Annotated in this window: 18 protein-coding genes; 12 read left to right on the top strand and 6 right to left on the bottom strand. The window is 70.6% G+C overall.

What is annotated here, in order from left to right; all coding sequences use genetic code 11:
• Positions 1–191: 191 nt before the first annotated feature.
• The gene (locus AB4Y76_RS04245) at positions 192–1055 is read left to right on the top strand and encodes a hypothetical protein (RefSeq protein WP_441922462.1); all 864 of its coding nucleotides are present in this window, start codon (positions 192–194) and stop codon (positions 1053–1055) included.
• On the opposite strand, the gene AB4Y76_RS04240 is transcribed toward AB4Y76_RS04245, so the two are convergent.
• From AB4Y76_RS04240 to nrdR, 3 genes are all read right to left on the bottom strand, one after another.
• Positions 951–1961 (bottom strand): AraC family transcriptional regulator, encoded by a 1011-nt coding sequence (locus AB4Y76_RS04240; protein ID WP_441922460.1) that lies wholly within the window; start codon positions 1959–1961, stop codon positions 951–953. The genes AB4Y76_RS04245 and AB4Y76_RS04240 overlap by 105 nt on opposite strands.
• Before the next feature lie 249 nt (positions 1962–2210).
• On the bottom strand, positions 2211–5090 hold the full coding sequence (locus tag AB4Y76_RS04235; protein ID WP_441922458.1) for a vitamin B12-dependent ribonucleotide reductase: 2880 nt from the start codon (positions 5088–5090) through the stop codon (positions 2211–2213).
• Positions 5091–5203: 113 nt separating this feature from the next.
• The gene (gene nrdR, locus AB4Y76_RS04230) at positions 5204–5689 is read right to left on the bottom strand and encodes a transcriptional regulator NrdR (protein ID WP_441922456.1); all 486 of its coding nucleotides are present in this window, start codon (positions 5687–5689) and stop codon (positions 5204–5206) included.
• Positions 5690–6103: 414 nt separating this feature from the next.
• Between nrdR and AB4Y76_RS04225 the strand changes: the two genes are divergently transcribed.
• Complete coding sequence (locus tag AB4Y76_RS04225; protein ID WP_441922454.1) at positions 6104–6418, top strand: hypothetical protein; 315 nt, start codon at positions 6104–6106, stop codon at positions 6416–6418.
• An 8-nt stretch (positions 6419–6426) separates the two neighbouring features.
• Here the strand turns inward: AB4Y76_RS04225 and AB4Y76_RS04220 are convergent, their stop codons facing one another.
• Positions 6427–6822 (bottom strand): DUF3052 domain-containing protein, encoded by a 396-nt coding sequence (locus tag AB4Y76_RS04220; protein WP_441922453.1) that lies wholly within the window; start codon positions 6820–6822, stop codon positions 6427–6429.
• Positions 6823–7120: 298 nt separating this feature from the next.
• On the opposite strand from AB4Y76_RS04220, the gene AB4Y76_RS04215 reads away from it, so the two are divergent.
• Positions 7121–7792, top strand: a complete 672-nt coding sequence (locus AB4Y76_RS04215) for a lysoplasmalogenase (RefSeq protein WP_441922451.1) — start codon at positions 7121–7123, stop codon at positions 7790–7792.
• Positions 7793–7989: 197 nt separating this feature from the next.
• Here the strand turns inward: AB4Y76_RS04215 and AB4Y76_RS04210 are convergent, their stop codons facing one another.
• A complete protein-coding gene (locus AB4Y76_RS04210; protein ID WP_441922449.1) occupies positions 7990–8352 on the bottom strand; it encodes a LysM peptidoglycan-binding domain-containing protein in 363 nt (120 codons plus the stop codon).
• 281 nt (positions 8353–8633) lie between these two features.
• Between AB4Y76_RS04210 and lexA the strand changes: the two genes are divergently transcribed.
• The 5 genes from lexA to AB4Y76_RS04185 all read left to right on the top strand — a co-directional run bounded on the left by lexA (position 8634) and on the right by AB4Y76_RS04185 (position 14584).
• Positions 8634–9407 carry a transcriptional repressor LexA gene (gene lexA, locus AB4Y76_RS04205; RefSeq protein ID WP_441922447.1) on the top strand — a complete coding sequence of 258 codons (774 nt, stop codon included), beginning with the start codon at positions 8634–8636 and terminating at the stop codon, positions 9405–9407.
• A gap of 151 nt (positions 9408–9558) precedes the next feature.
• Positions 9559–10794: an MFS transporter gene (locus AB4Y76_RS04200; protein WP_441922890.1), complete on the top strand. Its 1236-nt coding sequence runs from the start codon at positions 9559–9561 to the stop codon at positions 10792–10794.
• 38 nt (positions 10795–10832) lie between these two features.
• Complete coding sequence (locus AB4Y76_RS04195; RefSeq protein WP_441922445.1) at positions 10833–11756, top strand: PfkB family carbohydrate kinase; 924 nt, start codon at positions 10833–10835, stop codon at positions 11754–11756.
• Positions 11753–12682, top strand: coding sequence for a pseudouridine-5'-phosphate glycosidase (locus tag AB4Y76_RS04190; RefSeq protein WP_441922443.1), 930 nt, complete (start codon positions 11753–11755; stop codon positions 12680–12682). The genes AB4Y76_RS04195 and AB4Y76_RS04190 overlap by 4 nt, the downstream gene beginning before the upstream one ends.
• Before the next feature lie 63 nt (positions 12683–12745).
• Positions 12746–14584 carry a zinc-dependent metalloprotease family protein gene (locus AB4Y76_RS04185; protein WP_441922441.1) on the top strand — a complete coding sequence of 613 codons (1839 nt, stop codon included), beginning with the start codon at positions 12746–12748 and terminating at the stop codon, positions 14582–14584.
• 61 nt (positions 14585–14645) lie between these two features.
• Here AB4Y76_RS04185 and AB4Y76_RS04180 read toward each other — a convergent pair whose 3' ends face one another.
• Positions 14646–16583, bottom strand: a complete 1938-nt coding sequence (locus tag AB4Y76_RS04180) for an ATP-dependent DNA helicase (protein ID WP_441922439.1) — start codon at positions 16581–16583, stop codon at positions 14646–14648.
• Positions 16584–16703: 120 nt separating this feature from the next.
• Between AB4Y76_RS04180 and AB4Y76_RS04175 the strand changes: the two genes are divergently transcribed.
• From AB4Y76_RS04175 to AB4Y76_RS04160, 4 genes are read left to right on the top strand one after another with little or no spacing between them, the layout of a single operon-like run.
• A complete protein-coding gene (locus tag AB4Y76_RS04175) occupies positions 16704–17810 on the top strand; it encodes an ABC transporter ATP-binding protein (RefSeq protein WP_441922437.1) in 1107 nt (368 codons plus the stop codon).
• On the top strand, positions 17807–19018 hold the full coding sequence (locus AB4Y76_RS04170; protein ID WP_441922435.1) for an ABC transporter substrate-binding protein: 1212 nt from the start codon (positions 17807–17809) through the stop codon (positions 19016–19018). Before AB4Y76_RS04175 ends, AB4Y76_RS04170 begins: the two co-directional genes overlap by 4 nt.
• 22 nt (positions 19019–19040) lie before the next feature.
• A complete protein-coding gene (locus tag AB4Y76_RS04165; RefSeq protein ID WP_441922433.1) occupies positions 19041–19913 on the top strand; it encodes an ABC transporter permease in 873 nt (290 codons plus the stop codon).
• Positions 19910–20719: an ABC transporter permease gene (locus AB4Y76_RS04160; protein WP_441922431.1), complete on the top strand. Its 810-nt coding sequence runs from the start codon at positions 19910–19912 to the stop codon at positions 20717–20719. The genes AB4Y76_RS04165 and AB4Y76_RS04160 overlap by 4 nt, the downstream gene beginning before the upstream one ends.
• Positions 20720–20815: the final 96 nt, after the last annotated feature.

Raw genomic sequence — 20815 nt, 5'->3', positions numbered from 1 at the left:
CCGCCGGCCTCGTCCCCGTGCCGAGCAACCCCGAAGCTCTCGCACCCATCGCCGTCGTCCGGGCCATGGGTGGGACCGCAGTGCCCGCCACGCAACCCTAGGAGAGACACATGGTTCAGCCCCATCGGTCCTCGACCGACCCGCGTGGGCGGTCCGCCGCGCCCCGCGCCCGGCGGGTCGCCTTCCTCGCAATGGCCCTCCTCAGCGTGGCGCTCGTAGCCCAGGCGTGCTTCGCGTGGACCAGGCCCGCGACGGTGCGACGCTCGGCCGCGGCGCCGGAGGCCACGCTGGCGTTCTCGTACGCGGCCCGGGTCCCGGTCGCCGCTGCCCGTCAGGGCACCACCGTGACCTCCCCCGACCCGCTCCTCCGGTCGGTCGTCCAGGTCGCCGCGGTGCGCTACGACTACACGGGGCGGCCGGGGACGGTGCGTGTCGATGCCGAGCTGTCCGGCTCGAACGGATGGCACACACGCATTCCGCTGCAGTCCAACTCCCGGTTCGAAGGGACGTCCTTCCACGGACGGGTTCAGCTCGATCGCGCTGCGGTGAGCAGGAGAGTCGCCGCGGCGGCCGCGGAGACCGGGACGCCGCTCGACCACGTCGATGTCGCGGTGGTTCCCACGATCGTGTCCGACGATGGCCACCGGTTCGTGCCTCGGCTGCGCTTCGTCCTGACTCCGACCCAGCTCCGGTTGGCCGGCGACGATGCCCACCTGGAGTTTCGCGACACCTCGCCGCCGAACAGCGGAGCAGTCCCCGCCAACACCATGACGCTCGCTGGTCGCAGGGTGGCTTGGCTGGCCCTTCACGGGATCCCGGCGGGCGCCGGCATGGGTGCCGCGGGCGTGCTCGCGTTCGTCCTGTTCTGGAGGCGCAGGCGCACCACGCGGGAGTCGGAAGGTCCGGCGTACCGGCACAGCGCCGGGAAGGCCGCCCGAGCCGGCGGTTCCTCAAGGACGGCGGGCGAGCGTCTCCGACGGTCGCTCTCCGAACGCCTTCCGGTACGCGCATGCGAATCGGCTCAGGTGGAGGAATCCGTACTCGAGCGCGATTGAGCGGACCGTCGCCGTCTCGGGATAGGACGCCAGCAGCGCCGCACGCGCATGGCGCAGGCGCACCCGCTTGAGGTAGGCCATCGGCGGCATGTCGAAGTCTCGCCTGAATCCGTACTGAAGTGCTCGCACGCTGAGGTGAACCTCCTGGGCCAGCCGGACCACGGTCCATTGATCCCCGGGAAGCTCCTCCAGCAGCTCCGCGGCGCGTGCCACTGCCCCGGCACCACCAGGAGGAGCCTCTCTGAGGAGGAGGTCGCGGAAGTTGTGTGGCTGGGTCAGCAGCAGGCCGTCGATGACGAGGCCTTCGAGGTGTCGAGCAACGCGCGACCGAGTCAGCAGGCCCTCCGGCTCATCGAGCTCCTGCTGCACCAGGTCGAGGACGGGCTGCCACAGCCGACTGACCTCGGTGCACAGGCCGCGGGCGAACACGAGCCGCGTGGGAAGGCTCCGCCCGAGCAGGTGTTCGAGCTCGCCCTCAAGAGCGGCTCGAGAAGCCATCAGGCAGAGGTGTCGTGCGTCGGTCGACCAGGTGAGCTGGGCCGGCTGGCCCGCGGGAAACACCGTCGCCTGACCCGTCGTGGTCAGGAGCGGGTCTTCGTTGCCGGACCGCGACGCGGCCCGTCCAGCGACGGTGACGTTGACATGGAAATCCGTGGCATCGGCGGTCTGGAGATGGACTGTCTGCCCATAGGACAGAAGGCCGGCAGTGACGTCACCGAGGCGCGCGCTGGTGAGATTCATGTCGATCTCAGCGCCGGCAGTCGTCAGCAGGCGGTGAGGAAGGTAAGCCTCGGTGATGATCTGCTGCGCCTCGTCGAAGTCACGGGTCTGCCTGTGGTGAGGCCGCCCTTCTGACGAAGTTTCAAGGCAGTGCGGTTTCACCGGCCGCGCCTGGGCGCTAGACATCGACAACTCTTTCCCATTCGGGGGCGTGCTTCACGACAATAATTGCATGGTGCCCTCATATTTCGTGCACCAACCGTTTGTACGCTATCGCTCCGGGACAAGCATGACGACGCCGTGACGCACGAAGCCCCTGGCTGGGCCTCCGAGATCGGAGGTTCCAGCCAGGGGCTTCGGCGTTGCCAAGAGCTCGCGGTTGCTACCGGAATGTCCCGCCGACCGCGTCAGCGGGACTTTCCGTGCCCGACGACATCAGCTGCAGCCCGAGGTGCTCCCGCACCCTTCGCACACGTAGCAGCTGCCAGCCGGCCGCATCTTCGTCCCGCAGGTCATGCAGAGCGGGGAGTCGACGGCGGTGCCGGTGATCTTCTCGAGGAGCTCGGCGCTGGTGTGGGCGACCTTGACCTCGGGTGCTGCCTTGGCTTCCGGCGTCTCGACGGGCTCGACGACCACTGCTTCGGCGGCGGGCTCGAGGGCGACGGCCTCGTGGGTGATGAGCTCCTCGGCTCCCCCGGTCTCCTCGACGGGCTCGTAGGAGCCGGTCTCGAGGTGGCGCTGGCGCTCCTCGGCGGAGTAGATGCCGAGCATGCTGCGCTCCTCGAAGGACATGTAGTCCAGCGCCAGGCGGCGGAAGACGTAGTCCATGAGGGACTGGGCCATCCGGATGTCCGGGTCGTCGGTCATGCCGGACGGCTCGAAGCGCAGGTTGGTGAACTTCGAGACGTAGGTCTCCAGCGGCACGCCGTACTGGAGGCCGATGCTGACCGCGATCGAGAAGGCGTCCATCACGCCGGCCAGGGTGGAGCCCTGCTTGCCGAGCTTGAGGAAGACCTCGCCGAGCTCGCCGTCGTCGTGCGCACCGGAGGTCATGTAGCCCTCGGCGCCGCCGACCGTGAACGACGTCGTGCGCGAAGCGCGGCTCTTCGGGAGGCGCTTGCGGAACGGCTTGGCGATCTCGACGACCTGGACGGCGGGGGCCTCGGCGACGGTCTCGCCCTGGTCCTTCTTCGCCGAGTCCGACTTGCCGTCGGAGAGCGGCTGGCCGACCTTGCAGTTGTCGCGGTAGACGGCCGTCGCCTTGAGGCCGAGCTTCCAGCTCTGCAGGTAGATGTCCTCGATCTCCTCGACGGTCGCCGTCTCCGGCAGGTTGACCGTCTTGCTGATCGCGCCGGACAGGAACGGCTGGGTGGCCGCCATCATCCGGACGTGGCCCATCGGCTTGAGCGCCCGGGCACCCATGGCGGTGTCGAAGACCTCGTAGTGCTCCGGCTTCAGGCCCGGAGCGTCGATGACGTGGCCGTTCTCGGCGATGAACTCGACGATCGCCTCGACCTTCTCCGAGTCGTAGCCGAGCTTGGTCAGCGCGCGCGGGATGGTCTGGTTGACGATCTGCATGGAGCCGCCGCCGACGAGCTTCTTGAACTTGACCAGCGAGAAGTCCGGCTCGATGCCGGTGGTGTCGCAGTCCATCATGAAGCCGATGGTGCCGGTGGGCGCGAGGACGCTGGCCTGCGCGTTGCGGAAGCCGTTCTTCTCGCCGACCTTGAGCACGTCGGCCCACGCCTTCGTGGCCAGCTTGTGCACCTGGCTGTCGGCCACCCCGAGGGTGCGGACGATGTCGTTGGCGGCCTGGTGCTTGCGCATGACCCGCTTGTGGGCCTCGGCGTTGCGGGCGTAGCCGGCGTACGGGCCGACGACGCCGGCGAGCTCCGCCGACCGCTTGTACGACGTACCGGTCATCAGCGAGGTGATCGTCGCCGCCATCGCGCGGCCGCCCTCGGAGTCGTACCCGAGGCCCATCGCCATCAGCAGGGCGCCGAGGTTGGCGTAGCCGATGCCGAGCTGGCGGTAGTCGACGGTGGTCTTGCCGATCGACTCGGTCGGGAAGTCCGCGAAGCAGATGGAGATGTCCATCGCGGTGATGATCAGCTCGACGGCCTTGGCGAACAGCGGCGCGTCGAAGGTGTCGTCGGGCTTGAGGAACTTGAGCAGGTTCAGCGACGCCAGGTTGCAGGAGGAGTTGTCGAGCGACATGTACTCCGAGCACGGGTTCGACGCGGTGATCCGGCCCGTCTCCGGGTTGGTGTGCCAGTCGTTGATGGTCGAGTCGTACTGGATGCCCGGGTCGGCGCACTCCCACGCGGCGGTGGCGATCTTGCGCCACAGGTCGCGGGCGTCGACGGTCTCGATGACCTCGCCGGTGCTGCGCGAGCGCAGGCCGAACTCGGTGCCGTCCTCGACCGCACGCATGAACTCGTCGGTGACGCGGACGGAGTTGTTGGCGTTCTGGTACTGCACGGAGGTGATGTCCGCGCCGCCGAGGTCCATGTCGAAGCCGGCGTCACGCAGCGCGCGGATCTTGTCCTCCTCGCGCGCCTTGGTCATCACGAACTCTTCGATGTCCGGGTGGTCGACGTCGAGGACGACCATCTTGGCCGCACGACGCGTGGCGCCGCCCGACTTGATGGTGCCCGCGGAGGCGTCCGCGCCGCGCATGAAGGAGACCGGGCCCGAGGCGGTGCCGCCCGAGGAGAGCAGCTCCTTGCTCGAGCGGATCCGGGAGAGGTTCAGGCCGGCACCGGAGCCGCCCTTGAAGATGAAGCCCTCTTCCTTGTACCAGTTCAGGATCGAGTCCATCGAGTCGTCGACGGCGAGGATGAAGCACGCGGACACCTGCTGGGGAGAGGCGGTGCCGACGTTGAACCAGACCGGGGAGTTGAACGAGAAGTACTGGTGCACCAGCAGCCAGGTGAGCTCGTGCTCGAAGAGCTCGGCGTCCTTGACCGAGGCGAAGTAGCCGTGGTCCTCGCCGCCCTTGCGGTAGGTCTTCACGACCCGGTCGACCAGCTGGCGCAGGCTCCACTCGCGGGCGTCGGTGCCGACGGCCCCGCGGAAGTACTTGGTGGTGACGATGGTGGAGGCGTTGACGCTCCAGAAGTCGGGGAACTCGACTCCGCGCTGCTCGAAGACGGACTCGCCGGTCTTCCAGTTGGTCTGGACGACGTCGCGACGCTCCCAGGTGATCTCGTCGTACGGGTGCACGCCCTCGGTGCTGAAGACCCGCTCGATCTTCAGGCCCTTGGTGGTACGCCGCGATCCGGCCTTCGCGGCCCCGCTCGCCGTCTCGGTCATGCTTGGTTCCCCTTCGTTCGTCGTCGAACTGGCTGGTTGTGTGCTTCTCGTTGCTCTGCTGGTCGCCCGGAGGGAAGCGGCTTCCCCACCACACCCCTCCGGGCAGCTTGTGGTCAGCCCGTGGGCTGAGGCTGCTTCGCGGCGGCCTGATCGGCACGCTCGGCGCGCAGCATCGCGATCTCGGTCTCGAAGTCGTCGGCCGACTCGAAGGCGCGGTAGACGCTGGCGAACCGGAGGTACGCGACCTCGTCGAGCTCACGCAGCGGGCTGAGGATGGCGAGTCCGACCTCGTGAGCCGGGACCTCGGCCCAGCCCCCGGCACGGAGGCTGTCCTCGACGGTCTGCCCCAGGCGAGCCAGGTCGTCCTCGGAGACCGGGCGTCCCTTGAGGGCCTTGCGGACCCCGGAGACTGCCTTGTCCCGGTTGAACGGTTCGCTGGCCCCGCTCCGCTTCAGGACCGTGAGCTGCATCTGCTCGACGGTGGTGAAGCGCTTCTCGCACGACGGGCAGGTACGCCGCCGGCGGATCGCGGAGCCGTCCTCGGCCACCCGGGAGTCGAGGACCCGGGTGTCGGTGCTCCGGCAGAAGGGACAGTGCATCGCAGGCCTCCTCTCGAGGGCGGCTCTCTAGGAGAGAACCTGTGGCTAGGGCTGTGGATTCCGGTGGAAAACCGCCTCTTTCTGTGTACAGAGGCCCGGTTCCTGTGGAACTAGATGTGGATAACTACATCCGTGTAACTACTAGATGTAGGGGTAACCGTACGCCTGGCGTGTGGCCCACGCAACACCGGGGTAGGAAAACTTCTCGGCCATCCTCGCCTCCTCGTAAACGTGCAGGTCAGGGCCCTGATCTGGTCCTCTGATCGGCGTGTCGCCCACTCTTCCAGGGGCCACCGACAGTTCCTCGAAACGGGCTTTTGAGCGGGAACCGGACAGGTGTCGGCCGCAGCGTTCTCGGGTGTGATCTGCGGTGCGGTCCCGACTCACCTCGCGACATCGGCCAGAATGTCCGCCGTGGGCAAGCACACGGGCGAACCGGCACCGGTCGACCGCGGCGCCCTGCGCCAACGGTTCCTCCGCCTCGCCGCCGGCATGACCGTGACGATCGTGGCCTGGGGCTACCTGGTCTGGGCGGCCATCGACTTCGGCGGCCAGGCCCGCAACGGGGAATCGCTGGCCTGGGTGTTCCTGGTGATGGCCACCCTCGGCGCCACCGCGTGCCTGTTCATGTGCCTGATCCTCGGCGGCAAGCTGATGGCGATCCTGCGCGGCGACGTCGCGCCGGACCGGCCGAGCACGCCGCCGGGTGGTCGGCGGGCGAAGCGCTGACCGTCGGGTCAGGTCCGATCCGCGAGCCGGCGTACGAACTTGAGGCCGGACCACACCTCGTCGATCGCGCACACCTTCACGTCGACCATGCCCGCGTCGAGGCCGACCCGGCGGACCAGGTTCTCGTCGAGGTCGGTCTCGTAGCCGAGCTTGCGAGCGGCCTTCTTCGGCCAGCAGACCCAGATCATCCCGGCCTGCTCGGTCCGCTCGATCAGCTCGGGCATCCGGCGGGCGAGGGTGCGCTGCTCGGTGTGGAAGGTGAGGGTCAGCGCCGCCTGCTTCGGGAGCCGGATCGTGGTCGGCGCCTCGAGGGTGAAGCCGGCCGGCGGCTTGTCGAGGAAGACCGTCACCCCGTCCTTGACGCCGAGCTTCTTCTCCAGCGGCGTTCCTGAGTACCCGGCCATGCACGGACGTTATCCACAGATCGCCGGTCGGGCGTAGCGGCGCCGGGCTCCTTCCGCGCAGACTTCCCGGGTCGCTGCACCTCGGGCTCGGAGGGGACGAATGTCCGGTACGCCGCCATGGTTGCGCTGGCGCTGCTGGCGGGTGCGGCGCCCACACGGAACCAGGGCGCACCGGAGAGTCCGTCGGCTGACCCTCCGAGGCAGGGACATCGCTCCCCCGCCTCCGGACCCGGAGGCGGGGGCGCATCTCCTGCCGGAGTCGGAGGCGTCCGGACCCGGTCGCGGCTAGATTCAGCGCGTGCTCACCTCGACCAAGCTCAAGCTCGCCTACGCGGGCCTCGCGATCGCCGACTCCCTGCTCTCCGGATCGGCCAACCCGAACGCGCACCGCGCCCGGGCGCTCACCAAGCCGCTGCTGATGCCGACGCTGGCCGCCTCGCTGGCCACGAACCCGAACGCGGCGAAGTCCCCGCTCCGGACCAGCACGCTGATCGCCCAGGCGGGCGGCTGGGGCGGCGACGTCCTGCTCATGGGCCACAGCACCCAGACGTTCGCCGCGGGGAGCGGGTCGTTCGCGCTCGGCCACGCGGCCTACATCACCGGCTTCCGGAGGAACCGGGCCGCGACCCCGCAGCCCGGCCCGAAGGCCGTCGCCGCGCTCTGGGCGGTCACCGCGCCCGGGATGATCGTCGGCGCCGCCAAGCAGGACAAGACGCTCGGCGCGACGATCGCCGGCTACTCCGCCGTCCTGGCCAGCACGGTCGCCGCCGCCACCCAGCTCGACCCGGCGATGCCGAAGGCGGCACGCCGGCTCAGCATCCTCGGCGCCACCCTGTTCATGATCTCCGACGGGATCCTCGGCACCCGGAAGTTCCTGCTGAAGAACCCTCCCCCGCAGCTCGAGACGGCCGTGATGGCGACGTACACGGGGGCGCAGTTCCTGCTCAGCGAGGGCGCGGCGCGGGCCTGAGGGATAGGGGTTGGTGCGGCCTGAGGTTTCGAGACGGTCGCTGCGCGACCTCCTCAACCACCGACGGTGGGCAACGCGAAAGGGCGGCACCCTTCCCGGTGCCGCCCTCGCGCTTCCCACACATGCTGGACGGCCGGGGTCGAGGCGGCCGTCGAGCTATTCAGTTGTGCCTCTCCGGTTCGGAGCCGGCGAGGGGTTCAGGAGATCGGCACGGCGATCTTCTGGCCGACCTGGAGGCCGGCGCTGGGCAGCGAGTTCAGCTGCTGGATGTGGTGGACCATCTCGCGGACCTTGCCGGGCTCGGCGATCCGGCCGGCGATGTCGTAGAGGGTGTCGCCGGGCTCGACCTCGACGACCCGGACCGACTCCTGCGTCCCGGAGTCGTGGGTCGCGGTCGCCCAGCCGCCGAAGGCGACCATCACCGCGAACGCGCACGCCAGGAAGGTCAGGAGGACCACGATCCGGCCGCGACGGGTCAGCTTCACCGTCGACGTGCGCGCGAGGCGCGGCGCGATGGCCGGGCCGGAGACGAATGCGGGGGAAATGCTCAGCGTGCTCATGGTCCTACCTCCTGGGGAAGCCCCGGCCCCATCTCCTGTTGATGCGGGACCGGGAAGGTTGTGTGACCCCTTCTCGTTGTCGAGCGATGTCTATCGAGAGCCACCGACAATCTCTGTCGGCGCCGCTCGACCAGACGTTCGATCGAACACGTGTACGAAGTTAGAGCAGGTGTTCGAACGGTGTCAAGAACATATGTTCGAACAGCGTGTCGGGTCGTGGGCGACACGCCCGTTCGAACATGTGTTTGAACTCGGCCCCCGGTTGGGTCTACGGTCCCTCTATGGCGACTGACGAGAGCGGACCCGAGAGCGGAACCGACAGCGGCAGCGAGACCCGCGGTGGCGGCCTGGGCTCGGTGAGCGAGCTCCCCGACGCTCCGCCGGACGCGACCGGCCTCACCCCGCGACAGAAGCGGATCCTCGCGGTGCTGCGCGACGCGATCGAGCAGCGCGGCTATCCGCCGAGCATCCGCGAGATCGGCGAGCTGGTCGGTCTGGCCAGCTCCTCCAGCGTCGCCCACCAGCTGCGGGTCCTGGAGCAGAAGGGCTTCATCCGCCGCGACCCCAACCGGCCGCGCGCCCTGGAGGTCTTCCTCCCCGAGCTGATGGCGGCCCGCAAGGCGATCTCCAGCGCGGACGACTCCGACATCGACGTCACCGGCATCGGCGACGCCGTCCCGGACGCCACGCACGTGCCGCTGGTGGGCCGGATCGCCGCCGGTGGCCCGATCCTCGCCGAGGAGCGCGTCGAGGAGATCTTCCCGCTGCCGAAGACGCTGGTCGGCGAGGGCACCCTGTTCATGCTCGAGGTCGCCGGTGACTCGATGATCGACGCCGCGATCTGCAACGGCGACTACGTCGTGGTCCGGCAGGCGCAGACCGCGGAGAACGGCGACATCGTGGCCGCGCTGCTCGACGGCGAGGCCACCGTGAAGACGTTCAAGCGCAAGGACGGCCAGGTCTGGCTCATGCCGCACAACCCGGCGTACGAGCCGATCGACGGCAACAACGCCTCCATCCTCGGCATCGTCACGGCGGTGCTGCGGAAGGTCTGAGGGCGGGTACGAGGGCCGGTGGAGCTTCCCCCACCGGCCCTCGTCGCGTTCTCGACACAGGGGCCCGGGGCGAAAATCCACGTGCCCGCGGTCGTGCCGGCGACGTAGATTGCGGGGGTTCGCCCGACCCGCAGGAGCATCTTTCTTGAACGTGCAGCCGCTGACCAGGCACGGCATCCCGACCGACCCGAACTTGAGGATCCTCGCCGTCGGGACGCTGGTCAGCCGGGGCGGCAGCGGCGCGCTGGTCACCACGTTCGCGCTCTACTTCACCCGGATCGTCGGCCTGGAACCGGCCCAGGTCGGCCTGGCGCTGAGCGCCGGGGCCCTGGTCGGGATGTTCTCCCAGGTCCCCGTCGGCCACCTCGGCGACGTCCGCGGCCCGCGCGAGGTGATGCGGCTGTTCACGGTCCTGGCCGGATTCGGCTCGCTGGGCCTGCTGTTCGTCGACCAGTTCTGGGGCCTGGTCGCGGTGATGGCGTACACGACCGGGATGGAGGCCGGCGGCAACGCGGTCCGCAACGGCTACATCGCCCGGATCGCGACCGGCGGGCAGGGCGTCCTCTTCAAGGCGTACCTGCGCGCGGTCACCAACGTGTCGATGGCGCTCGGCGCGCTGCTCGGCGGTCTCGCACTGGCGGTCGACACCGGCTGGGCCTACAAGTCGGTCTTCGTCCTCGACGCGGTCTGCACGATCGGCACCGGCCTGCTCTTCTCGCTGCTGCCCCACCTGGCGCCGAGCCCGCGCACCGAGGGCGAGCCGCGGCTCGGCGTCCTCCGCGACACCCCGTACGTCGTCGCGACCGCCCTGTCCGGCATCGTCGCGATGCACTTCATCGTGATGGAGGTCGGCATCCCGCTCTGGATCAGTGAGCACACCACGGCCCCGACCTCGATGGTCGCGGTTCTGCTGGTCCTCAACACCGTCTCGGTCGCCCTCTTCCAGGTCCGGCTCGCCCGTGGCGCCGACGACGTGACCAGCGCCGCCGCGGCGATGGTGCGCGGCGGGGTCTGGATCGCCGCCGGGTTCGCGGTGATCGCGCTCTCCGACGGACCCGGACAGGTCGTCGCGGTGGCGCTGCTCATCGTCGGATCGTCGGTGCACGTCGTCGGCGAGATGATCACCAGCGGCGGCCAGTGGGGCGTCTCGATGGGGCTCGCACCGACCGAGCGGCAGGGCCAGTACCAGGGCTTCGCCGGGCTCGGCTTCAGCCTGGCCAATGTGGTCGCGCCGACCATGATCACGGTGCTCTGCATCGAGTGGGGCCGGCCGGGCTGGTTCGTGATGGGCGGCCTGATCCTCGGCGCCGCGGCCGCGCTCAAGCCGGTCAGCGCCTGGGCGCTGGCGACCCGGGAGCGGTACGGCGCGGCGACCGCGACCGGCTAGGGACGGCGCCTGGGGAGGCGCCTGGGTAGCCTGCTCGGGTGAGCGAGGTGGTGGTGGTCGGGGGCATCAACCTGGACACCCTCGCGCGCGTGCTGGAGCCCGTCGTCCCGGCGACGAGCAACCCCGGGCGCACCGTGACCGCGCCGGGCGGGGTCGGACGCAACGTCGCCGAGAACCTGGCCCGACTGGGCAGCCCGGTCCGGCTGGCCGGCGCGGTCGGCTGCGACCACGCCGGCGACCTGCTGCTGGGCGGGCTGGCCGACCTCGGCGTGGACGCCTCCCGGGTACGGCGCCGTACGGACCTGGCGACCGGTACCTACACGGCCACCCTGGACGCGGACGGCAGCCTGGTCGTCGGCGTCGCCGACATGGCCGCCACCGACTCCGTCTCTCCCGACGATCTCGACGCCGACCTGCTCGACGGGGCGTCCTGGCTCGTGCTCGACGGCAACCTGCGCACCGGGACGGTGGCGCACTGCCTGGGCCTGGCCGCGGCGGCCGGGGTCCCGGTCGCGCTGGACCCGGTCGGCGTCGCCAAGGCGGCCCGGCTGGCCGGCGCGGTGACCCACCTGCACACGTTCACCCCGAACGCCGCCGAGCTCGCCGCCTGGGCGGGCACCGACGACCAGGACGCGGCGATCGCCCGCGCCCACGACGCCGGCGTCCGGGTGCTGTGGCTGCGGGCCGGCCCGGACGGGAGCACGCTGCACCGGGCCGGGCAGGACCCGGTCACGGTGGCGCTGCCGCCGGCCCCGGTGGTCGACGTCACCGGCGCCGGGGACGCGATGCTGGCGGCGTACGTGCACCGGCTGCGGGCGGATCCGGACAGCAGCGTCGTGGACGCGGCCTGGTTCGCGACCGCGGCCGCGTGGCTGACCGTCGGGTGCGCCAGTGCGGTGCACCCGGACCTGACCGAGGCGCTGGTCRCCAGCACCCTGAGCGAGCGGAGGACCGCCGGATGATCGAGCTGCGGATGACCGAGGAGGTGCGCGACGCGCTGGACGGGGGCCGGCCGGTGGTCGCGCTGGAGAGCACGATCATCAGCCACGGGATGCCCTACCCGGACAACGTGGCGATGGCCCGCGAGGTCGAGGAGATCATCCGCTCCCACGACGTCACCCCGGCGACGATCGCGGTGCTGGACGGGGTGCCCCGGATCGGGCTGGACGACGCCGGGCTGGAGCTGCTCGGGTCCGGCGAGGCCCCCGGAAGCGAGCACAGGATCCGGAAGGTCTCGATCCGCGACCTGCCGTACGTCGTCGCCCGCCGCGAGCACGGCGCGACCACCGTCGCGGCGACGATGCGGCTGGCCGCGCTGGCCGGGATCCGGGTCTTCACCACCGGCGGCCTGGGCGGCGTGCACCGCGGCGCCACCAGCAGCTTCGACGAGAGCGCCGACCTCACCGAGCTGGCGCTGACCCCGGTGACGGTGATCTCGGCCGGGGTGAAGTCGATCCTCGACATCGGCCTGACCCTGGAGCGGATGGAGACCCTCGGCGTGCCGGTGCTGGGGTACCGCACCGACGACTTCCCGGCGTTCTACACCCGCACCAGCGGGTACGCCGTCCCGCTGCGGGTGGACTCCGCGGAGGAGATCGCGGCGCTGATGAAGGCGAAGGACGACCTCGGCATCGCGGGCGGGGTGAGCGTGGCGAACCCGATCCCGGAGTCCGACGAGATCCCGCACGAGCGGATCGACGCGATCATCGAGCAGGCCCTGGCCGACTGCGAACGGCTCGGCGTGACCGGCAAGGACACCACGCCGTACCTGCTCGGCCGGATCGTCGAGATCACCGGCGGCGACTCCCTGACCGCGAACATCGCCCTGGTGAAGAACAACGCGCACCTGGGGTCCGAGATCGCGAGGGCGTTCGCTGCACAAATCTGAAATGCACAAAATGCCACTTTCGCACTTCTTGCCCTTTATGTCCGTTTTGCGCAGACTAGCGGGGTGCCTCTCCCACTCCGCACCCTCCTGGTCCCGGTCGCAGCGCTGACGCTGGCGACCGCGGCCCTCCACGCGCCCGCCGAAGCGGCGCGACCCGGCCCCGGGTCCGCGCACCGCCCCCAGCTCCTCGACCGCCCCGCCCGCGGCCACGCCGCCGTCGCCGCCCTCGGCGACCGGCTCKCCACCGCCGCCGCCGGCAACGAGATGTCCAGCACCAAGCTCGCCTCGGTCCTCACCGAGGACCCCACCGCCTGGGTCGCCCGCGACGGCAGCCTCTACTACGTCGACGAGGCCGCCACCCGCACCGAGGCGGCCCCCAGCACGACCTCCGCGATGCTGACCGCGCCGTTCGCGCTCTCCCAGACCTTCGCGCTGCACAGCCTGCCCGGCTCCACGCACACGATCTACCTGGACTTCGACGGCTACACCCTGCCGTCGACCAGCTTCTGGGTCGCGCAGTCCTCGATGACGGCCGGCACCTTCGAGGGCTGGAGCATGGACGGCAGCGCGTCGTTCAGCAGCGCCGAGCAGACCTACATCCAGAACGTCTGGCGGATGGTCGCGGAGAAGTTCGCGCCGTTCGACGTCGACGTCACCACCCAGGACCCCGGCGTGGCGGCGTACAACCGGGCCGGTGCCACGGACCAGACCTACGGGGACCACGTCGTCTTCACCGACTCCGCGGCCGCGGTCGGCCAGGCCTGCGGCGGCAACTGCTCCGGCATCGCCGTCGTCGGCGGCTTCGACTCCACCAGCGACAACGCCAGCGGGCTCGAGCCGGCCTGGGTCTTCACCTCCAAGACCTGGGACAAGGCCGCCCTCACCGCGCACACCGCCGCGCACGAGGTCGGGCACACCCTCGGCCTGAACCACGACGGCGTGATCGGCGGCTCGTCCTACTACGAGGGCCAGGGCAACTGGTTCCCGATCATGGGCAGCGGCGTCAACGCGGTCGGCCAGTGGAGCATCGGCGACTACGCCGGCGCCAACAACCCCCAGGACGACCTCGCCGTCATCGCGAGCAACGGCTCGCCGAGCCTGCTCCGCGCCGACGACCACAGCGACAGCACGCTCTCGGCGACCGACCTGGGCACCTACTCCTCCTACGTCGCCAACGGCGTGATCGGCACCCGCACCGACCAGGACGTCTTCGAGGTGACGCGCCCCTGCACCGGCGACATCACCGCGACCGCCACCGGCATCGGCGAGGCCCAGTCCGTCGACCTGCGGGTCAAGGTACTCAGTCCGCTCGGCCTCACGCTGGCCACCGACGACCCCGCCTCCGGCCAGGACGGCTCCTGGCCGCACCTCCCGACCGGGCTCAACGCCAGCGCGAAGGTCACCGGGGCCACCGCGGGCACCTACTACGTGACGGTCGACGGCGTCGGCCGCGGCAGCTCCCTCTCCACCGGCTACTCCGACTACGGCAGCGTCGGCGTCTACCAGCTCACCGTCAACGGCTGCCCGGACGCCCCGGCGCAACCCAGGCCGCCGACCATCGTGCCGACGTCGACCCCGGTGACCGTGGTGCGCGCGCCGTCGGCGCCGCGGATCGGCCGCGCCGCCTCCGGCCGCTCCGGCCACCCGGTCAACGCCGTCGCCCGGTGGGCCGCCCCGGCCAGCAACGGCGGCGCKACCGTCACCGGCTACCGGGTCCGCGCTCTCCGGATCGGCTCCGCCGGCCGGGTCACCCGCACGTCGATCTCGCGGGTCCTCGGCACGGGCACCCGGAGCTACACGATGAAGCTGCCGGCCGGCCGCTACCGGTTCCAGGTCATCGCGATCAACCGCGCGGGTTCCTCCGCCGGGTCCCGGCTCTCGGGGGTCGTCCGGGCGCGGTAGCGCCCGGACGGCCACCGCCTCGGGTGCTCAAGGTTTCGAGACAGGCGCCAGAGCGCCTTCCTCAACCAGCGGTGGTGGACGCGAGCCGGGCGAGCGCCTTGCGGACCACCTCGGGGTCGGTCGTCATCCACATCGGCGGCAGGCTCGCGCGCAGGAACCCGCCGTAGCGGGCGGTGACCAGCCGCGGGTCCAGCACCGCGACGACACCCTTGTCGCTGGTGGTCCGGATCAGCCGGCCGGCGCCCTGGGCGAGCAGCAGCGCCGCGTGGGTGGCGGCCACCGACATGAAGCCGTTGGCCCCCGCCTTGTCCGCGGCGCGCTGGCGGGCCGACATCAGCGGGTCGTCCGGCCGCGGGAACGGGATCCGGTCGATGAGGACGAGCTGGCAGGTGTCCCCCGGGACGTCGAGACCCTGCCACAGGCTCAGGGTGCCGAACAGGTTGGTGTGCGGGTCCTCGACGAACTGCCGGGACAGCTCGGGCAGCTGGGCGTCGCCCTGGCAGAGCGTGGTCAGGTGCGGCAGCCGCTCCCGGACCGCCTCCGCCGCGGCCTCGGCCGCGCGGCGGCTGGAGAAGAGGCCCAGCGTGCGGCCCTCGGCGGCGTCGATCAGGCCGACGATCTCGTCGAGCTGAGCCGCCTGGAGGCCGTCGCGCCCCGGCTGCGGCAGGTGCTTGGCGACGTACAGGATCGACTGCTGGGCGTAGTCGAACGGCGACCCGACGTCGACGCCCTGCCACGAACCCCCTTCGGCCTCCCGGGGCAGCCCGAGCGAGCCGGCCACGGTCGCGAAGTCGCCGCCGAGCTTGAGGGTGGCCGAGGTGAAGACGACGGTCTTCTCGGCGAGGAGCTTGTCGCGCAGCGGGCCGGCCACCTCCAGCGGGGCGACGCAGAGCTGGTTCCCGCCGCGCTTGAGCTCCCGCTCGGCGACCCAGAGGACGTCGTACTCGGAGCCGGCGGCCATCCGCTCCGCGGTCTTGAACAGGTCCTGGGCCCAGCCCTTGGCCTGGGTGACCCCGGCGTCGTCACCCGTGTCCTTGGGGAACGCGCTCACCAGCGCGCGCGCGGCGTCGCGAACCAGCACCAGGGCGTCGGCGAGGTCGGCCGGGACCGCCTCCAGGCGCCCGCCGGGAGCGCCGTCGATCGCGTCCCGCAGCGCCTCCCCGGCGTCGCCCAGGTCGTCCGCCTCGGAGTCCACGTGCCGCTGCGAGCGGCGGGCGACCCGCTCCACCTCGCCCGGGGAGAGCTCGTCGGTCGCGGCCTGGGTCACCCGGGCGGTGAGCTCGTGCGCCTCGTCGATCACCACGACGTCGTAGTCGGGGATCATCGGGACGCCCTCGATGGCGTCGATGGCGAGCAGCGAGTGGTTCGTGACCACGAGCTGGGAGCGCGCGGCCTTGTCGCGGGCCCGCTCGGCGAAGCACTCGGTGCCGAACGGGCACTTCGAGGCGCCGAGACACTCGCGGTGGCTCACGCTCACCTGGCGCCAGACCCGGTCGGTGTGCCGCGGAGCGTGGTCGCGCTCGCCGCTGCCGCCGTCGGAGGCCTGCTCCTCGACCCACTCCCGCAGCGCCACCACCTCGGCGCCGAGGGAACCCTCGGGGAGGTCCACCAAGGTCCCCTGGTCGTCCGGGACACCCTCGCGGACCCGGTGCAGGCAGGCGTAGTTCGACCGGCCCTTGAGGACGGCGTACGTCGCGTCGGTGTGCAGCACGTCCGCGGCGGCGGCGACCAGCGCCGGGATGTCCCGCTCGACGAGCTGGTGCTGGAGGGCGAGGGTCGCGGTGGCGACCACGACGCGGTCACGGTGCAGCAGCGCCGGCACCAGGTAGCCGAGCGACTTGCCGGTGCCGGTCCCGGCCTGGACCAGCAGGTGCTGCCCGGACTCCATCGCGGCGGTCACGGCCTCGGCCATCGCGACCTGGCCGGGCCGCTCCTGGCCGCCGACCGCGGCGACCGCGGAGGCCAGGACGTCGCGCACGGTGGGGGCGGGGTCGGACACCCGAGAAGGGTACGGGGGTGGCGGGGCGCGCGGTGGGCGCCCTCCTCAGGGCCCGACATCCGGGTCACCGTTGGGTCTCGGTGCTTGTGGCGCCCCCAGAACGGCCCTACCTTCTGATTCATGCGTGAAAGTGCGGCTACGCCGTCGATCCGGTTGACGAATCTGGCAAAGTCCTTCGGATCCGTGCGCGCGGTCGACGGCGTGACCCTCGACCTGTCGGACGGGGAGTTCTTCTCCATGCTCGGCCCCTCGGGCTCCGGCAAGACGACCGTGCTGCGGATGATCGCCGGATTCGAGCAGCCCACCTCGGGACGGATCGAGCTCGCCGGCGTCGACGTCACCGACCAGCCGCCGTTCGCGCGGGACGTGAACACCGTCTTCCAGGACTACGCCCTGTTCCCGCACATGAACGTGCTGGAGAACGTCGAGTACGGCCTGCGGGTCAAGAAGGTGCCCAAGGCCGAGCGCCGCCGACGAGCCGGCGAGGCCCTGGAGAGCGTCCGGCTCGGCAGCCACGGCGACCGGCGCCCCGGCCAGCTGTCCGGCGGCCAGCGACAGCGCGTCGCCCTGGCCCGGGCCCTGGTGAACCGGCCCAAGGTGCTGCTCCTCGACGAACCGCTCGGCGCGCTCGACCTCAAGCTCCGCCGGGAGATGCAGATCGAGCTCAAGCAGATCCAGCGCGACGTCGGCATCACCTTCGTCTTCGTCACCCACGACCAGGAGGAGGCGCTCACGCTCAGCGACCGGATCGCCGTCTTCAACGACGGCCGGATCCAGCAGGTCGCCGACCCGCGGGCGCTGTACGAGTCGCCGCAGAGCCCGTTCGTCGCGGGCTTCGTCGGCACCTCCAACCTGCTCACCGGCGCGGCCGCCCTGGCCGTCATCGGCCGCGACGGCACCTTCAGCATCCGCCCGGAGAAGATCCACGTGAGCTCGGTGCCCGAGGGCGCGACCACGGTCGAGGGCACCGTGCGCGAGGTCGTGTACCTCGGCTCGTCGAACCACTACGTGGTCGACCTGGACGCACCGCCGGGCGAGGACGGCAGCCGCCCGTCGCTGACGGTCCAGCGGCAGAACCTCCACCACGACGACGAGCTCGGCAGCCGCGGCGAGCGGATCCGGCTCGCGTGGCTCCCCGAGCACGTCATCGAGCTGCCCGACACCGACCCGCAAGCTGACCCGCAAGCTGACACCGCACCCGCCCCACCCACAGAGGAGTCCGCATGAAGCACCCATCCACCCGCACACGCAGCCTGCTCGGAGCCGCCGCCGCCGTCGCGCTGGTCGCCGCTCTGGCCGGCTGCGGCTCCAGCGACGGCGGCGGATCCACTGCCTCGGGCGAGTTCAAGGTCCCCGACCTCAAGGCGCTGAAGGCGCTCGGCAGCAACGAGAGCTCGGTCAGCGTGCTGGCCTGGCCCGGCTACGCCGAGGACGGCAGCAACGACCCGAAGGTCGACTGGGTGACGCCGTTCGAGAAGCAGACCGGCTGCGACGTGAAGGTGAAGACTTTCGGCACCTCCGACGAGGCCGTGCAGCTGATGAAGACCGGCCAGTACGACGTGGTCTCGGCCTCCGGCGACGCCTCGCTGCGCCTGATCGCCTCGGGCACCGTGGCCCCGGTCAACACCGACCTGATCCCGAACTACGCCGACGTCTACAGCTTCCTCAAGAACCAGCCGTGGAACTCGGTGCGCGGCCAGATGTACGGCATCCCGCACGGCTACGGCGCCAACCTGCTGATGTGGCGCAAGGACACCGTGAAGCCGGCTCCGACGAGCTGGAGCTCGGTGTTCTCCGACGCGAGCACGTACTCCGGCAAGGTGACCGCCTACGACTCCCCGATCTACATCGCGGACGCGGCGCTCTACCTGATGAACACGCAGCCGGACCTGGGCATCAAGGACCCGTACGCACTCGACGCCAAGCAGCTCGCCGCCGCGGTCAAGGTGCTCAAGGACCAGCGCAAGCACGTCGGCGAGTACTGGTCGGACTACCTCAAGGAGATCTCCGCGTTCACCAGCGGCGACTCGGTGATCGGCACCACCTGGCAGGTCATCGCGAGCACCGCCCAGGACGAGAAGGTCCCGGTCGAGGCGATCCTGCCCGACGAGGGATCCACCGGCTGGTCGGACACCTGGATGGTCGCGACCAAGTCGAAGAGCCCGAACTGCTCCTACGCCTGGATGAACTACATCATCAGCCCGGACGCGAACGCGGCCGTCGCGCAGTACTTCGGCGAGTCCCCCTCCAACCCGAAGGCGTGCGACGTCGCGGCGAAGGGATTCTGCGAGACCTACCACGCCGGGGACGCCGACTACGCCGCCAAGATCCACTACTGGACGACGCCGATCGCCCAGTGCCTGGACGGCCGCACCGACGTGAAGTGCACCGACTACAGCCGCTGGACGCAGGCATGGACCGAGATCAAGGGGTGACCCGCTGACCACGGATCCGCTGGTGCAGGGCGCCACCGCCACGCGCGGGGGCGTCCTGCACCGTCATCCCCGGCTGCGGCTGACGCTGCTGCTCGGGCCGCCGATGCTCTGGCTCGGCGTCGCCTACCTGACGGCGCTGGCCGCGCTGTTCATCACGGCGTTCTGGACCACGAACACTTTCACCGGGGAGATCGAGAAGGTCTGGAGCCTGCAGAACTTCCAGGACCTGTTCAGCATCCCGGTCTACCGGACGATCACGGTCCGGACCCTGCTCATCGCGGTCACGGTCACCGTCATCGACGCCGTCGTCGCGTTCCCGATCGCTCTGTTCATGGCCAAGGTCGCCTCCCGGCGGCTGCAGCGCGCGCTGGTGATCGCGGTGCTGATGCCGTTGTGGGCGTCGTACCTGGTCAAGGCGTACGCCTGGCGCGGGATGTTCTCCGAGAGCGGTCCGATCGCCTGGGTGCTCGACCCGCTCGGGCTCTCCTCCCCCGGCTACGGCCTGACCGCGACCGTGGTGACGCTGGCCTACCTGTGGCTGCCGTACATGATCCTGCCGATGTACGCCGGCCTGGAGCGGGTGCCGAACTCGCTCCTGGAGGCGTCGGCCGACCTGGGCGGGTCCTTCGGTCTGACACTGCGCCGGGTGATCCTGCCGCTGCTGTGGCCGGCCGCGGTCGCCGGCTCGCTGTTCACCTTCTCGCTGACCCTGGGCGACTACATCTGCGTGAAGATCGTCGGCGGCACCAACCAGATGATCGGCAACGTCGTGTACGACAGCGCCCTGGTCGCGAACAACCTGCCGTTCGCCGCGGCGGTGGCGATGATCCCGGTGGCGATCATGCTCGTCTACCTGGCGCTGGTGCGCCGGGCCGGAGCCCTGGAGAACCTGTGACGATCTCGCGCGGCACCAAGATCTTCCTGGCGGTCTGCACCGTCCTGGCGCTGATCGTCGTCTACACCCCGCTGGCGATCGTGGTGATCAACTCCTTCAACACCTCGAAGACCTTCGCGTGGCCCCCGGCCGGCTTCACCACCGAGTGGTGGCAGGCCGCGTGGCACAGCGTCGGCGCCCGGGACGCGCTCGTCCTCTCGCTGAAGATCGCGGCGATCGCCACGGTGATCTCGCTGACGCTGGGGACGATGGCGGCGCTGGCGCTGCAGCGCTACAAGTTCTTCGGCCGGGACTCGGTCTCGCTCCTGATCATCCTGCCGATCGCACTCCCCGGCGTGGTCACCGGTATCGCGCTGCAGAACGCGTTCACGACGATGCTCGGCATCAACCTGGGTTTCGCGACGATCGTGATCGCGCACGCGACGTTCTGCATCGTGACGGTGTTCAACAACGTCATCGCCCGGCTGCGCCGGGTCGGCGGGAACCTCGAGGAGGCTTCGATGGACCTCGGCGCCGGGACGTTCACGACGTTCCGGCGGGTGACCTTCCCGATGATGCGCTCGGCCCTGCTCGCCGGCGGCCTGCTCGCCTTCGCCCTCAGCTTCGACGAGATCATCGTGACGACGTTCACCGCCGGCAACGGTCAGACGTTGCCGATCTGGATCCTGGACAACATGTTCCGGCCGAACCAGGCGCCGATCGTCAACGTCGTCGCCGCCGCCCTGATCGTGCTCTCGATCCTGCCGATCTGGATCGCCCAGAAGCTGAGCGCCGACGACGAGGCGCTGCCGAGCGCGGCGGGCTAGTCCCCCTCAGGCGGTCGGGGGCGCGCTCGGCGGCTCGGGAGCCGGCGGGGGTGCGGTGGGCGGCTCGGCAGCCGGCGGCGCAGCCGCGGGAGCGGC

The organism is Marmoricola sp. RAF53, from assembly GCF_052114005.1.
Lineage (GTDB): Bacteria > Actinomycetota > Actinomycetes > Propionibacteriales > Nocardioidaceae > Marmoricola.
Note: the sequence above shows the minus strand (reverse complement) of the source record. Positions and strands in the feature narration are given on the sequence as shown.